We start from the raw sequence: 13,221 nt of genomic DNA on the forward strand, positions 1-13,221 counted from the left end.
TATCGCAATGCAATGCCTTCCGAGACCAGGATTCGATCCGCCAGGCGTGCACCGGCCCGAGAGGACGAACCATGAACGATTGCCAAACACCGGCAAAATCCGCAAGCTCCAAAAACCCGATTTCGACGATTGGCATTGTCGCTGTGCGACGGCCTCACTATACCTTCGGGCAAGGGCTGGCTTTAGACACATCAGTTTGCGGAGACCGGACATATGGCTGACGACACCAGTATTTTTATCGGCGCCAGCCGCAAGCCGGACGACAGCTATCAGCGTGCCGAGAACCTGCTGCTGCAATATGGAAATCGCCACGGCCTGGTAACCGGCGCCACCGGCACCGGCAAGACAGTTACCTTGCAGATACTGGCCGAAGGTTTTTCCAACGCCGGCGTGCCGGTGTTCTGCGCCGATATCAAGGGCGACTTGTCAGGCATCGCCATGATGGGCACGGCCCAGGACTTCCTGGTCAAGCGCGCCCAACAGATCAAGCTCGACCCTTACGACTTCCAGGAGTTTCCTGTCATCTTCTGGGATCTGTTCGGCGAGCAGGGCCATCCCATCCGCGCGACGGTTTCGGAAATGGGGCCGCTGCTCTTGTCGCGCCTGATGAATCTCTCCGAGGCCCAGGAAGGCATCATGAACATCGCCTTCCGTCTGGCCGACGAGGAAGGCCTGCTGCTGCTCGACATGAAGGACCTGCAGGCGCTGCTCGCCAACATCGCGGAGCGCGCCGACGAGATCGGCGCCCGCTACGGCAACGTCACGAAGCCGTCGGTCGGCGCCATCCAGCGCACCTTGCTGGTTCTGGAGCAGCAGGGTGCGGCAAATTTCTTCGGCGAGCCGGCCTTGCGGATCTCCGACATCATGCGCACCACCCGCGACGGGCGCGGCGCCATCAGTGTGCTTGCCGCCGACAAGCTGATGATGAACCCGCGGCTATACGCGACCTTCCTGTTGTGGCTGATGTCGGAACTGTTCGAGGTGCTGCCGGAAGTCGGCGACCCCGACAAGCCGAAGCTGGTGTTCTTCTTCGACGAAGCGCACCTGCTTTTCGACGAAGCGCCCAAGGTGCTGATCGATCGCGTCGAACAAGTGGTCCGCCTGATCCGCTCGAAAGGCGTCGGCGTCTATTTCGTCACGCAGAACCCTTTGGATATTCCTGAAAAGGTCCTGGCTCAGCTCGGCAACCGCGTACAGCACGCGCTGCGCGCCTATACGCCGCGTGAGCAGCAGGCGGTGAGGACGGCGGCCGAGACGTTCCGGCCGAATCCCGATTTCGACTGCATGACCGCCATTACCCAGCTCGCCACTGGCGAGGCGCTGGTCTCGACGCTGGAAGCCAAGGGCGTCCCGTCCATGGTGCAGCGAACGCTGATCCGCCCGCCATCGTCGCGCCTTGGCCCGATCACGCCCGACGAGCGCCGCCAGCTGATCGCGGAGAGCCCGGTCGCCGGCCAGTACGACCAGGTCATCGACCGCGAATCCGCATTCGAGATGCTGCAGAAGAAAGCCAAGGAGGCGCAGGACGCCGAACAACAGGCGCAGCAGGCAGGCAGCGGCGGTTCACGCTGGACCATTCCAGGCTTTGGCAATGACGATCCCGCGCCGCCATCAGGCGGCCGTCGCGCCCCCGGACCGCGTCCGTCCAATCGCCAGACGGTAGCCGAGGCGGCGATCAAGTCGGTGGTTCGCTCCGTCGGCTCGTCGGTGGGCCGGGCGATCGTGCGCGGGATTTTGGGCAGCCTGTCGCGAGGACGCTGAGCGTCGACCAAAGCAGAGCGGCGCGATCGCCGCTCCAGGCCAGCGCCCTTTGGTGTGCAAAGGACGCCATAGCAATTTGATTTTGTGCACGACCCGAAAATCGAATCCGATTTCCGGGTCGTGCAGCGTTCTGTTCGAGATCAGAAGATCGAGTCGGTGATCGCCTTCACCGGGCCAAGCAGCACCGATCCGTCCGGTACACCGGCGTCGATCGGAATGGCCTTGTGGTTGGCCGTCGCCGCGGCCACCATCGGCTGGCTGGCGTCGCTGGTCACGATGACCGGGCTCTTCGTAGGCACGCGATCATAGAGATCGATGATGTCCTGGTTCATCAGGCGCACGCAGCCGGACGAGACCGACTTGCCGATCGAACGCCATTCCGGCGAACCGTGCAGGCGGTATAGCGTGTCCACATTGCCCTGGAAGAGATAGAGCGCGCGCGCGCCAAGCGGGTTCTTCAGCCCTCCGGGCATGCCGCCATTGTCGGCGCTGTATTGCCTCAGTTCCGGCTGGCGGGCGATCATGTCATCCGGCGGCGTCCACTTCGGCCATTTCTGCTTCCATTGGACGACGGCGTCGCCCGACCATTCGAAGCCGGCACGGCCGAGACCGACGCCGTAGCGGATCGCCTGGCCGCCCGGACGGACCAGATAAAGGAAATGGCCGGTTGTATCGACGACGATGGTTCCCGGTTTCTGCCCGGTCGGATCAGGAACGATCTGACGCAGGAACTGCGGGTCGATCCTGTCGACCGGGATGGCCGGCAGATCGAAGCCGCCATCGCTGACGGCCGCGTACATGGCTGCATAGTCGGCAAGCGGCGGCTCGACATAGGCCGGCGGCGGCGGCTCGACCGGTCCCGGCCCGGTGGTGGCGCATGCGGAAACCGCGATCGAGGCGGCGCCCAATGCAGCGGCGTTGAGGAAGCCGCGACGGCTCAGGCGATAGGATTCGATTTCGGTTATGGACATGGTTGCCTTCTTTAGAACTCAAATAGCAACAAAGCGTGAATGCACCACCTGCTGCGTGGATGTCTGACCAACAGCCGGCGCGATAGGCGGTTCCGATTCTGGCCCGAACGTGGACAAAGAAAGGCGAAGCTGTGACAGCATCGTCACTGTGGCGCCGGGGACACAGGGTGGCGACCTGAAGCACGTCGCGTCCAAACCCGAGGCCACTTTTTGGGCGACGTGCATTAGGCGCCGGACACCAGCGCTTCGAGCGACGGCAGGATCAGGGCCGGTGGAAAATCCCGGTATTCCTCCGGCTGGTCGGATCGGTTGATCCAGACTGTGCGGAAGCCGAATTTGGTCGCCCCGGCAATGTCCCAGCGATTGGAGGACTGAAAGGAAACCGCGCCGGGATAGAGCCGCCAGCCGGTGGCGACCATGTCGTAGACCGCGGGATCGGTCTTGAAGCGCCGCACGGCATCGACGGAATAGACGTCGTCCAGAACATGGTCGAGCGCGGCGGATTTCACCGCCGCCTCGAGCATTTCCGGCGAGCCGTTGGACAGGATCGCCAGTCTTGCACCCGAAGCCTTGAGCGCCTTGAGAACGGCCGGCACTTCCGGATAGCAGTCCAACCGCCAATAGGCGTCCAGCAATTTCGCCTTGATGCCGGGATCGGCCGAGGGAACCTTGCGCAAGGCGAAATCGAGCGCTTGCTCGGTCAATTGCCAGAAATCGGCATAGGCGCCCATCAGCGTGCGCACCCAGGAATATTCGAGCTGCTTGGCGCGCCAGATCTCGGACAGGAGCTGACCGTCCGGGCCGATCTCGTCGGCATGCCGGCGCACCGCGGCGTGCACATCGAAGAGCGTGCCATAGGCGTCGAAAACATAGGCGGCATAATGCATGACGACAGTTTTGAGGCGAGCCGCCACAAGGTGCAAGCCTTGATTGCATCATGCCTGCCGCTGGCCTCAACAAAACTCCGCTGATGCCGGTTGACGGCGCCCGCCAAGCGTCATCCAATGGCGCCTGGACGATGTCGATTGAAGCGGGACAAGGCGATGACACTGGCGGCTGCGGCGCAATCCGCGACATGGACTTTCGTGGATGGCGATTGGTATGAGGGCAATGTCGCCATTCTGGGGCCGCGCAGCCACGCAACGTGGCTTGGCACCAGCGTGTTCGACGGCGCTCGATGGTTCGAGGGTGTGGCGCCGGACCTGGAACTCCATGCCGGAAGGGTGAATGCCTCGGCGATCGCGCTCGGCCTCAAGCCGAACATGACGCCTGAACAGATCGTCGGATTGACCTGGGATGGTTTGAAGAAATTCGACGGCAAGACCGCGGTTTACATCAGGCCGATGTACTGGGCCGAGCACGGCGGCTATATGGGCGTGCCGGCCGATCCCGCCTCGACCCGCTTTTGCCTCTGCCTCTACGAATCGCCGATGATCCCGCCCACCGGCTTCTCGGTGACCGTGTCGCCGTTCCGGCGCCCGACCATCGAAACCATGCCGACCAATGCCAAGGCCGGCTGCCTCTATCCCAACAATGGCCGTGCCATCCTTGAAGCCAAGATGCGCGGCTTCGACAATGCGATGGTGCTCGACATGCTGGGCAACGTCGCCGAGACCGGAACCTCGAACATTTTCCTGGTCAAGGACGGCCATGTGCTGACGCCGGCGCCGAACGGCACCTTCCTCTCCGGCATCACGCGCTCGCGCACGATGACGCTGCTTGGCGAGTATGGGTTCAGGACCACGGAAAAGACGCTGTCGGTGCGGGATTTCCTCGAGGCGGACGAGATCTTTTCGACCGGAAATCATTCCAAGGTGGTGCCGATCATCCGTATCGAGGACCGCAACCTGCAACCCGGGCCGGTGGCCAAGAAGGCGCGCGAGCTCTATTGGGATTGGGCACATTCGACGTCGACGGGCTGACGCCTCCGCCAGACTTTTTATCGCTACGCGGTGCATCGTGGGAAACCGCGGGACTCCGAACGGCCAACATCGGCGGTACCGGCGGCTCTCATGATAGGAATTTTTTCTTGACAGGGTGAGTGCAGCTATGGTAGGTATTTATCTATGGTGCAGATTTGCGCCGATGACCCGCCGCACAGGCGGGTTTTTCGTGTGATGCTTCTCAACCAACGCGCCGGCGAACGCTCCAGAGGAGCGCCGGCGAACGCTCCGAACGGTCCCGTTAACCCGGATCCGTTGCTCCTGGGAAAACCATGTGACAGTTTTCCGGAACCTGATTAGAAGGGAACTGGCGCTTCATTCCGGAGTTGTTCCAGCTCAATCCAGACCTATGTTAGTCCGGTATCCACACCGGATTTTTCCACGAGGGAGTACCATCCATGGCTTTTGAATTGCCCGCTCTGCCTTACGACTATGAGGCCTTGCAGCCTTACATGTCGAAAGAGACGCTGGAATATCACCACGACAAGCACCACAAGGCCTATGTCGACAACGGCAACAAGCTGGCCGCCGAGGCCGGACTGGGCGATCTGTCGGTCGAAGAGGTGGTCAAGCAGTCCTTCGGCAAGAATGCCGGCCTCTTCAACAATGCCGCCCAGCACTACAATCACATCCATTTTTGGAAGTGGATGAAGAAGGGCGGAGGCGGCAACAAGCTGCCGGATGCCTTGCAGAAGGCGGTCGACAGCGATCTCGGCGGCTACGACAAATTCAAGGCCGACTTCATCGCCGCTGGAACGACGCAATTCGGTTCGGGCTGGGCCTGGGTTTCGGTCAAGGACGGCAAGCTGGCGATCTCGAAGACCCCGAACGGCGAGAACCCGCTCGTTCATGGCGCGTCGCCGATCCTTGGCGTCGACGTCTGGGAACACTCCTATTACATCGACTATCGCAATGCCCGCCCGAAATATCTGGAGGCGTTCGTAGACAGCCTGATCAACTGGGACCATGTCCTCGAATTGTACGAGAAGGCCCGCGCATGACCCCGAAAATCGGATCCGATTTTCGGCAAGGATCATGCGCTTGGTCAAAACACAGCGTCCTTTGCGCGCCAGAAAGGCATGCGGCGCTGTAGCCTGATCGATCGTCCAGAAAAGCCCCGCCGGGGCTTTTCTTTTTTCCGCATCGAAGTCCCGCAGGTCCCGCAAAAATCATGCGGGAAAAGGGAATATTCCACCCGTCACATCCGTTAACGTTCCATCCCGAAATGCCTTCATTATGGAGCCAATGAATGAGAAAGCTTGTCATCGCCATCTCTATGCTCGCGCTTGCCGGTTCGGCGGCCTTTGCCGACCCGATGCTCGATCGGCAAGCCCTGATGAAGGAACGTGGAAAGATCGTCGGCGGCCTGTCGAAAGTGGTCAAGGGCGAGGAGCCTTTTGACGCCGCTGCCGTGCTGACGACATTGCAGGCGCTCCAGGCGAATGCCGAGAAATTCGACGCCGACGCGTTGTTTCCGGCAGGCAGCGACACCGGCGACACCACAGCGTCGCCGAAGATCTGGCAGGACATGGCCGGCTTCAAGGCCACCGCGGACAAATATCTCGCCGACGTCAAGGCCGCTGTCGCCGCCGCGCCCGCGGACATCGACGCGCTGAAATCACAGATCAATATTATCGGTGGTGATTGCGGCACCTGCCACCAGACCTATCGGGTAAAAAAGGGCTGATCCAGGCGATGCCCTTGCTTGGGCCCTTGCTTGGAAGGCTCGTCGGCGCCGCCTTTGTCCTGGGCGGCGTCGGCGCGATTGCCGCATGGTTTCTGTCGGCACCGGTCCGGCTCGACGCCGCGACGGTGGCTGAACTTGGGCCAGGCGACGTCGCCAGGGGCAAGCGCATCTTCTATGCCGGTGGCTGCACCTCCTGCCACGCCAAGCCCGGTTCGCAGGGCGAGGCGCGGCTTGAACTCACTGGGGGACTCAAGCTCAAGACGCCGTTCGGCACCTTCGTGCCGCCCAATATCTCGCAGGACGCCAAGGACGGCATCGGTGCATGGTCGGTGGAGGACCTGGCCAACGCCATGCTGAAGGGCGTGTCGCCTTCAGGCGAGCATTTTTATCCGGCGTTTCCCTATGCGTCCTACGCCCGCATGAAGCCGGGCGACATCGCCGACCTTTACGCGTTCCTGAAGACGCTGCCCGCGGTTACCGGCAAGGCGCCGGACAATTCGCTCGGTTTCCCCTTCGACATCCGTCGCGGCATCGGCCTGTGGAAGCTGCTCTATCTCAGCGACCAACCTGTTGTCTCCTTGCCCGATGGCGCGCCTGATGCCGTGAGGGCCGGTCGCTATCTGGTCGAAGGGCCGGGTCATTGCGGCGAATGCCACACGCCGCGCGACCTTGCGGGCGGCACGAAGAAGAACCAGTGGCTGGCGGGCGCCGTGGCCGCCGAAGGCAGCGGCATCGTGCCGAACGTCACCTCGGGCGAGGGCGGTATCGGCGACTGGTCGCAAGCCGACATCGCCAACTACCTCGAAACCGGCTTCACGCCCGATTTCGATTCCGTCGGCGGCGCCATGGTCGACGTGCAGCGGAACATGGCCGAACTGACGCCGGATGATCGTGCGGCCATCGCCGCCTATCTGAAGGCGGTTCCGCCGCATCCGAACGGCTATCCGGCGCGCAAGAAGGCCGCGAACTAATTGTCCGATGACAAGTGGCGGTCGCCCAGAAAGTCGAAGCCCGTCTCGAAGAAATGATTGTAGTTGCAGGTCAATTCCTCGCCGGGCGCGATGTCGCGCAATGCAAAGGTCTCCTCGGGCGATGAGACGTCGCAGTTCGGCTCGTCGGCATGGTTCATGTAGCGCGCGTCGTCGGCCTCGAAGACGATATAGTTCGGATCTCGCCGGTCCGGGTAGGAGTAGCGGTCGAGGTAATTCTTCACCGGTCCGGTCTCGCGCTCATAGGTCTCGACCGCGATCAGCCGGTCGAATCTCGGATCCAGCTTCCAGATCAGCGTGCCGCGGGAAATAGCGTTCTTGGCAAAGACGCCGATGCCCTGGATTGGCGATTTGTCGAGATAGACGTCGACGAGCAGCATAATGGAACCTTGTGCGATTGTGGGCGTCGTGGCCCGGGAAAATCGTGCTTTGGGTAGCGCGCGACCGTCGCAATTGCGAGTGAAAATGAGCAACGCGGAATTCAAAAAACCTGCTTGTCAGGCTCGCGCGGGGACTGGGGCCTACCGGCGTCAGCGTTGCTGCAAGGCCAGACGGACGCCCAAGGCGCAATAGATGCCGCCGACGACCTTGCCCTGCCACCGCAACACCGTCGGATTTCGGCGCAGGAAAGTGCCGAGCCGACCGGCGCTCACGGCAAACACGACCGTGCTGAAAAGCCCCAGCACGACGAAGATGATTCCCAGTGTGGTCAACTGGAGAACCACCGATCCGCTCTCGGTCCGCACGAACTGTGGCAGGAACGCGAGGAAGAAAAGCGCGGTCTTGGGGTTGAGCATCTCGGTGAGGACGGCTTGCCGAAAAGCCTTGCCGGTAGAGATCGCCAGCGATCCGGCCGCCGGATCCACCGGCGCTTTCTCGAGGATCGCCCGAATGCCGAGATAAACGAGATAGGCCGCCCCTATATACTTTATGATGCTAAACAGCGTCGCCGACGTGGCGATGATGGCCGAGATGCCGACCATCGCCATCACTGTATGAAACACGTCGCCGGCCGCGATCCCCGCACCGGTGGCGATCCCGACCTTCGTTCCCGAGCTCGTCGCCCGGGCGATCGTCAGCAGCGTGGCGGGACCGGGAATAAAGACGAAGCCAAGCACCACCGCGATGTAGGTGATCAAGGTGGCCGGATCGATCATTGGCTGGTTTCTCCCGTGAGCTGCGCCTTGCCTGCGACCTTCAGCGCGAAGGCGTAGGTATAAGCGATTTCCTCCAGCCTGGAAAATCGGCCGGATGCGCCGGCATGGCCAGAATCCATGTTGATCTTGAACAGCACCGGATTGTCGCCGCTCTTGCGGTCGCGCAGCCGCGCCACCCATTTCGCCGGCTCCCAATAGGTGACGCGCGGGTCGGTGAGACCGGCGAGCGCCAGGATCGGCGGATAATCGAGCGCTGCGACATTGTCATAGGGCGAATAGGCGGCGATCGTCCGGTAATCTTCCGCTGAAGCGATCGGATTGCCCCATTCCGGCCATTCCGGCGGCGTCAGCGGCAGGCTGGCATCGAGCATGGTGGTGAGCACGTCGACGAAAGGGACCTCGGCGACGATGCCGCCGAAGCATTCCGGAGCCATGTTGGCAATCGCGCCCATCAGCATGCCGCCGGCCGAGCCGCCTTGCGCGATGATGCGGTCATGCGTCGTGTAGCGCTCGGCGACAAGGTGGCGCGCACAGGCGATGAAATCGGTGAACGTATTCATCTTGTGTGCTCGCTTGCCGTCGTCGTACCAGCCATAGCCCTTGTCCTTGCCGCCGCGGACGTGAGCGATGGCAAAGACGAATCCGCGGTCGACCAGGGAGAACCAGTTGGTGTTGAACGCGGCCGGCACGGTGATGCCATAGGAGCCGTAGCCGTAAAGCAGGCAAGGTGCGGAACCATCCAGGGGCGTGTCGCGGTGGTGCAGAAGCGAGATCGGCACCAGCTCGCCATCGGCTGCGGGCGCCATCAGCCGCCTGGTGACGTAGTGGTCCGGATCGTGTCCGGATGGCACTTCCTGGGTCTTCAGCAGCACCCGCTCGCGGGTGCACATATTGTAGTCGCACACTTGCGCCGGCGTCGTCATCGACGAGTAGGAAAAGCGCATGATCTCGGTGTCGTATTCATAGGAGCCCGACAGGCCGAGCGAGAAGGCCTCCTCGTCGAGAGACAGGAGATGTTCCTCGCCGCTCATGCGGTCGCGCACGACGATACGCGGCAGGCCCTCCTTGCGTTCGAGCCGCACCATGTGGTCCTTGAAGCCGATCACCGACAGGATCAGCCGGCCCGGCTCGTGCGGCACCAACTCCTGCCAGTTTGCGCGCACCGGGTCGCTCGCCGGCGCCGTCATGATCTTGAAATCCTTGGCGCCGTCGGCATTGGTCAGGATGAAGAAGATGTCGCCGCCCTCTTCCAGGTCATATTGAAGGCCAATTTCGCGCGGCGAGACCAGCCTGGGTTCGCCGAACGGGTCGCTGGCGCTCAACAGTCGGTATTCCGACGTCTCGTGATCGTTGATACCGATCATGATCCACTCGTTGGAACGGGTGCCGCCGACATCCATGAAGAAACCGGGATCGGTTTCCTCGTAGATCAGCCGGTCGTTTTCATGGCTGTCGCCGAGCGCATGAAACAGCACCTTCGACGGCCGGTGATTGGGATCGAGGCGGGTGTAGAAGAAGCCGTCATTGCCCGCATCCCATACACCCGACCCGCCGGTGGCGGGAATTTGGTCCGCCAGTTCCCTGCCGTCGGCAAGGTCACGCACGCGCAGCGTGTAGAATTCGGAACCCTTGTCGTCGAATGCCCACAAGAGCTTGCGATGATCGGTCGAATGATCGACGCCGCCGAGCCGGAAATAGGCCTTGCCTTCGGCCTCCGCGTCACCATCGAGCAGGATCTGCTCGGCGCCGCCATCGCGCGGCGTGCGGAAATAGCGCGGCTGCTCGCCGCCGAGTTTGAAGGAAGAGCCGTAGGCATAGGGTCCATCCTTCATAGGCACGGAAGAATCGTCTTCCTTGATGCGGCCCTTCATCTCCTTGAACAGCTGCTTCTGCAGCCCGACCGTGTCGGCCATCAATTTTGACTGATAGGCATTCTCGGCATCAAGCTCCGCGCGGATGCCCGCATCGAGCAGTGACGGATCCCTGAACATCTCCTGCCAGTTGTCGGCGCGCAGCCAGGCATATTCGTCGGTTCGCGTGACGCCGTGATGAGTGTCGGACACCGGCCGCTTTTCGGGCGTTGGCGGGCTGAGGATCGGAAATGCGGAAGTCTTGGTCATTGCGTCTCGCTTCGGGGATGATCTTGAATGGCGAATGAACACGCCGATCAGGGCGGGTTCAAGAGCCGCAGCGTAGAAGTCACGTGGCTCCAGGAGATGGGCCGGGGGGAGAAATGATGGATATTCGTTCTTGGACTGCCACGGCTTTCGCCGTTGCTTCACTAAGTCTGGCTTCTACCGGCCAGTCTCATGCGACCGTATTCGCGGCTTGGCAAGTGGCCAATGTGCCGTTCGGCGACACGCTCAACGTCCGCAAATATCCGTCTGGCACATCCCAGAAACAGGCGGCGTACCCGAACGGGACGGTTTTGCAGATGACCGGACGATGCACCGGTGGGATAAATCTGCTCGACATCGCCAATCGGCCGGCATGGCAGCAGCGGCAGGCGGTTCGCTACCGCTGGTGCCAAGTCTGGCACGATCCCGCCAACGACGGCAGCTTCGTCACCGGTTGGGCCTATGGCAAATACATCACTCCATATTGATTGACTCGCATCGATCGTGGTTGCTTGCGCGAAGACGTGCGGCAACCTCTGGTTTTGTGAACAGATGTGAACAACCAAGGTCGCCGGCGCCCTTGGCTAAGCAAACTGGAGCATTTACATCTGCTTTGTGAGTTAGCGCGAATGTAACGACAAACTGACGCCGCGTCGGCTTTTGCCGATTTGGCGAGCGAAATATCGAAAAATTACAAAATGCACGAAAGGTTGAAGCTGATCCGGGAATAGTTGATCAACATCCATAAATATAATGCGGGACGCGAATTGACTTACTTGACCTATGGACGCATTGATGTCCACGTGACACGAATCGCAGAAGCTCTATCTGCATAAATTCGTGCAGTGCCCTGCTTGTAAAAAAGGGCGCAGACGGACGTAACTCTTGTTGGGGCCTGAAGACCATGGATATTGCCGAAACACCTTCCACGAGCAATGACGCGCTGATCGAACTGACCGCCGATGTGGTGGCTGCCTATGTCAGCAACAATCCCGTTCCGGTCGGCGAACTGCCTAGCCTGATCTCTGATGTCCATGCCGCTCTCGGGCGTGTGGGCGGAACCGCCGAACAGCCTCCTGCCGATAAGCAGAAGCCGGCTGTAAACCCGAAGCGCTCGGTTCATGACGACTACATCGTCTGTCTTGAAGACGGCAAGAAGTTCAAGTCGCTCAAGCGCCACCTGATGACCCATTATGATCTCACGCCCGACCAGTATCGCGAGAAGTGGAATCTCGATCCGAGCTATCCGATGGTTGCGCCGAATTATGCCGCTGCCCGGTCGCAGCTTGCCAAGAAGATGGGGCTCGGCCGCAAGCGCAAATCGCGCTGATCGCTGTCGGACCACACCGGCATGAACGGCGCCTTCGGGCGCCGTTTGATTTTTCAAGGGCAGGGTGTGGTCAATCGTGGCGCGCTGACGTTCTGAAATGGCCAGCGGGATGGCTGGCCGACGCATGCTCAGGCTGTCTGCGCGAGTGCCATCTCTGCGTCGCGTTTGATGCGCTTGACCATGGAGCGAAGGCCATTGGCGCGCTGCGGCGACAGGTGCTCGTTCAACCCGAGTGCCTTCAGCGTCGCTTCCGCATCGGTTTTCTGGATTTCGCTGGCGGTCCTTCCGGAAAACAGCGCCAGCATGATCGCCACCAACCCGCGCACGATGTGGGCGTCGGAATCGCCCTTGAAGGTGATCACCGGGTCCGCACCGGGGCCACGTTCCGTGGTCAGCCAAACCTGGCTGACGCAGCCGGGCACCTTGTTGGCGGCGTTGCGTTCCTGATCGGGAAATGGCGGCAGCGCTTCACCGAGTTCAATGACGTAGCGATAGCGGTCGTCCCATTCGTCGAGGAACGAGAAATCGTCGCGGATCGTCTGGATCGTGGTCGTCATGACCCGGATATAGTGACGCGGCGGCGCCGCGTCACGGAAAAAACAAGGACACTGCGGGCGTCGAGAGGGCCGACAGACCCGCGGTGCGCCGTCGAAACGGCCTAATTCCGCACCGGCAGGTTGACGGTCTCGGGCAGGACGATTTCTTCCGGCACGCTGCCGGTGGTCGTCGAAGTGTCTGGCCCAGCAGCGGACTTGTCGTCCAGCATGGCGGCCGCAATCTTGGCGGTCTCCTTGGCCCGGGCGGTGATGGTATGCATCGCCGACTTGCCGGTTTCACACACATCGGGTTTGCGTTCGCAGATGCCGGCAATGTCGCCGACGGCGTCGCGTGCCGCGAACAGAGCCTGGATCGGCCCGACGCTTTCCCGACCTGGCTCGTCGGAACCGACGCTCAGCGGCAGCGCCAGCAGCACCAGCGAAAACCAGAAAGCCATTCTCATCAGGAAGAACATGCCTTGCCTCTCGTCGTGACCGGATCATGCATCCATTTGGCATGACCTCTTTTGTGGGCAGGATATTGGCACATAGGCACAAAGGACGGCTTGCGGGCAAAGCGAGAATTTTCCGCAAATTTTAGGCAAATTCGAAACGAAGCGTTTTTCTAATCGATTTATTTCAAATCGTGACGATTTTCGTTGCCGCCTGACAACCACTTATCCCGCTGGTTTCATTGCAGTTTCTGTAAAATTGCGCGGTTCGGCCGCGG

The 13,221-nt window shown here is 61.3% G+C and carries 14 protein-coding genes; 7 read left to right on the forward strand and 7 right to left on the reverse strand.

Features of this window, described 5'->3' with window-relative positions; genetic code table 11:
- The first annotated feature begins 213 nt into the window (after positions 1-213).
- Positions 214-1,761, forward strand: coding sequence for a helicase HerA-like C-terminal domain-containing protein (locus NKJ26_RS03515; protein ID WP_352599514.1), 1,548 nt, complete (start codon positions 214-216; stop codon positions 1,759-1,761).
- 140 nt (positions 1,762-1,901) lie between these two features.
- On the opposite strand, the gene NKJ26_RS03520 is transcribed toward NKJ26_RS03515, so the two are convergent.
- Together NKJ26_RS03520 and NKJ26_RS03525 are read right to left on the reverse strand one after the other, a co-directional pair.
- Positions 1,902-2,732: a L,D-transpeptidase gene (locus NKJ26_RS03520; protein WP_352693727.1), complete on the reverse strand. Its 831-nt coding sequence runs from the start codon at positions 2,730-2,732 to the stop codon at positions 1,902-1,904.
- 224 nt (positions 2,733-2,956) lie between these two features.
- Entirely contained in the window at positions 2,957-3,619 is a 663-nt protein-coding gene (locus NKJ26_RS03525; protein ID WP_352693849.1) for a haloacid dehalogenase type II, read from the reverse strand.
- Between the two features lie 156 nt (positions 3,620-3,775).
- Between NKJ26_RS03525 and NKJ26_RS03530 the strand changes: the two genes are divergently transcribed.
- The 4 genes from NKJ26_RS03530 (at position 3,776) to NKJ26_RS03545 (ending at position 7,333) form a co-directional block, all read left to right on the forward strand.
- Positions 3,776-4,654: a branched-chain amino acid aminotransferase gene (locus tag NKJ26_RS03530; RefSeq protein ID WP_352693729.1), complete on the forward strand. Its 879-nt coding sequence runs from the start codon at positions 3,776-3,778 to the stop codon at positions 4,652-4,654.
- A gap of 419 nt (positions 4,655-5,073) precedes the next feature.
- Positions 5,074-5,676, forward strand: a complete 603-nt coding sequence (locus NKJ26_RS03535) for a superoxide dismutase (RefSeq protein WP_352693731.1) — start codon at positions 5,074-5,076, stop codon at positions 5,674-5,676.
- A gap of 248 nt (positions 5,677-5,924) precedes the next feature.
- Positions 5,925-6,362, forward strand: a complete 438-nt coding sequence (locus NKJ26_RS03540; protein WP_352599520.1) for a c-type cytochrome — start codon at positions 5,925-5,927, stop codon at positions 6,360-6,362.
- Between the two features lie 14 nt (positions 6,363-6,376).
- Positions 6,377-7,333: a cytochrome c gene (locus NKJ26_RS03545; RefSeq protein ID WP_352693733.1), complete on the forward strand. Its 957-nt coding sequence runs from the start codon at positions 6,377-6,379 to the stop codon at positions 7,331-7,333.
- On the opposite strand, the gene NKJ26_RS03550 is transcribed toward NKJ26_RS03545, so the two are convergent.
- The 3 genes from NKJ26_RS03550 to NKJ26_RS03560 form a co-directional block, all read right to left on the reverse strand.
- Positions 7,330-7,731 (reverse strand): SET domain-containing protein, encoded by a 402-nt coding sequence (locus tag NKJ26_RS03550; protein WP_352599524.1) that lies wholly within the window; start codon positions 7,729-7,731, stop codon positions 7,330-7,332. The two genes, NKJ26_RS03545 and NKJ26_RS03550, sit on opposite strands and share 4 nt — an antisense overlap.
- 150 nt (positions 7,732-7,881) lie before the next feature.
- Entirely contained in the window at positions 7,882-8,508 is a 627-nt protein-coding gene (locus tag NKJ26_RS03555) for a LysE family translocator (protein ID WP_352599526.1), read from the reverse strand.
- The gene (locus NKJ26_RS03560) at positions 8,505-10,628 is read right to left on the reverse strand and encodes a S9 family peptidase (RefSeq protein WP_352693736.1); all 2,124 of its coding nucleotides are present in this window, start codon (positions 10,626-10,628) and stop codon (positions 8,505-8,507) included. Before NKJ26_RS03560 ends, NKJ26_RS03555 begins: the two co-directional genes overlap by 4 nt.
- A 116-nt stretch (positions 10,629-10,744) precedes the next feature.
- Here NKJ26_RS03560 and NKJ26_RS03565 point away from each other — a divergent pair, with 116 nt between their 5' ends.
- Together NKJ26_RS03565 and NKJ26_RS03570 are read left to right on the forward strand one after the other, a co-directional pair.
- Positions 10,745-11,113, forward strand: coding sequence for an SH3 domain-containing protein (locus tag NKJ26_RS03565; RefSeq protein WP_352693851.1), 369 nt, complete (start codon positions 10,745-10,747; stop codon positions 11,111-11,113).
- 416 nt (positions 11,114-11,529) lie between these two features.
- A complete protein-coding gene (locus tag NKJ26_RS03570) occupies positions 11,530-11,955 on the forward strand; it encodes a Ros/MucR family transcriptional regulator (RefSeq protein ID WP_352599530.1) in 426 nt (141 codons plus the stop codon).
- A 128-nt stretch (positions 11,956-12,083) separates the two neighbouring features.
- On the opposite strand, the gene NKJ26_RS03575 is transcribed toward NKJ26_RS03570, so the two are convergent.
- Together NKJ26_RS03575 and NKJ26_RS03580 are read right to left on the reverse strand one after the other, a co-directional pair.
- Positions 12,084-12,512, reverse strand: a complete 429-nt coding sequence (locus NKJ26_RS03575) for a SufE family protein (protein WP_352599532.1) — start codon at positions 12,510-12,512, stop codon at positions 12,084-12,086.
- Between the two features lie 101 nt (positions 12,513-12,613).
- On the reverse strand, positions 12,614-12,967 hold the full coding sequence (locus NKJ26_RS03580) for a DUF5330 domain-containing protein (protein ID WP_027022824.1): 354 nt from the start codon (positions 12,965-12,967) through the stop codon (positions 12,614-12,616).
- Positions 12,968-13,221: the final 254 nt, after the last annotated feature.

This window comes from Mesorhizobium sp. M0152 (assembly GCF_040322415.1).
Lineage (GTDB): Bacteria > Pseudomonadota > Alphaproteobacteria > Rhizobiales > Rhizobiaceae > Mesorhizobium.

What these genes read in the sequence shown, in the direction of transcription:
- NKJ26_RS03515 (WP_352599514.1), top strand. Translation starts at nt 214, where the DNA reads ATGGCTGACGACACCAGTATTTTTATCGGCGCCAGCCGCAAGCCGGAC.
- NKJ26_RS03520 (WP_352693727.1), bottom strand. Translation starts at nt 2,732, where the DNA reads ATGTCCATAACCGAAATCGAATCCTATCGCCTGAGCCGTCGCGGCTTC.
- NKJ26_RS03525 (WP_352693849.1), bottom strand. Translation starts at nt 3,619, where the DNA reads ATGCATTATGCCGCCTATGTTTTCGACGCCTATGGCACGCTCTTCGAT.
- NKJ26_RS03530 (WP_352693729.1), top strand. Translation starts at nt 3,776, where the DNA reads ATGACACTGGCGGCTGCGGCGCAATCCGCGACATGGACTTTCGTGGAT.
- NKJ26_RS03535 (WP_352693731.1), top strand. Translation starts at nt 5,074, where the DNA reads ATGGCTTTTGAATTGCCCGCTCTGCCTTACGACTATGAGGCCTTGCAG.
- NKJ26_RS03540 (WP_352599520.1), top strand. Translation starts at nt 5,925, where the DNA reads ATGAGAAAGCTTGTCATCGCCATCTCTATGCTCGCGCTTGCCGGTTCG.
- NKJ26_RS03550 (WP_352599524.1), bottom strand. Translation starts at nt 7,731, where the DNA reads ATGCTGCTCGTCGACGTCTATCTCGACAAATCGCCAATCCAGGGCATC.
- NKJ26_RS03555 (WP_352599526.1), bottom strand. Translation starts at nt 8,508, where the DNA reads ATGATCGATCCGGCCACCTTGATCACCTACATCGCGGTGGTGCTTGGC.
- NKJ26_RS03560 (WP_352693736.1), bottom strand. Translation starts at nt 10,628, where the DNA reads ATGACCAAGACTTCCGCATTTCCGATCCTCAGCCCGCCAACGCCCGAA.
- NKJ26_RS03565 (WP_352693851.1), top strand. Translation starts at nt 10,745, where the DNA reads ATGGATATTCGTTCTTGGACTGCCACGGCTTTCGCCGTTGCTTCACTA.
- NKJ26_RS03570 (WP_352599530.1), top strand. Translation starts at nt 11,530, where the DNA reads ATGGATATTGCCGAAACACCTTCCACGAGCAATGACGCGCTGATCGAA.
- NKJ26_RS03575 (WP_352599532.1), bottom strand. Translation starts at nt 12,512, where the DNA reads ATGACGACCACGATCCAGACGATCCGCGACGATTTCTCGTTCCTCGAC.
- NKJ26_RS03580 (WP_027022824.1), bottom strand. Translation starts at nt 12,967, where the DNA reads ATGTTCTTCCTGATGAGAATGGCTTTCTGGTTTTCGCTGGTGCTGCTG.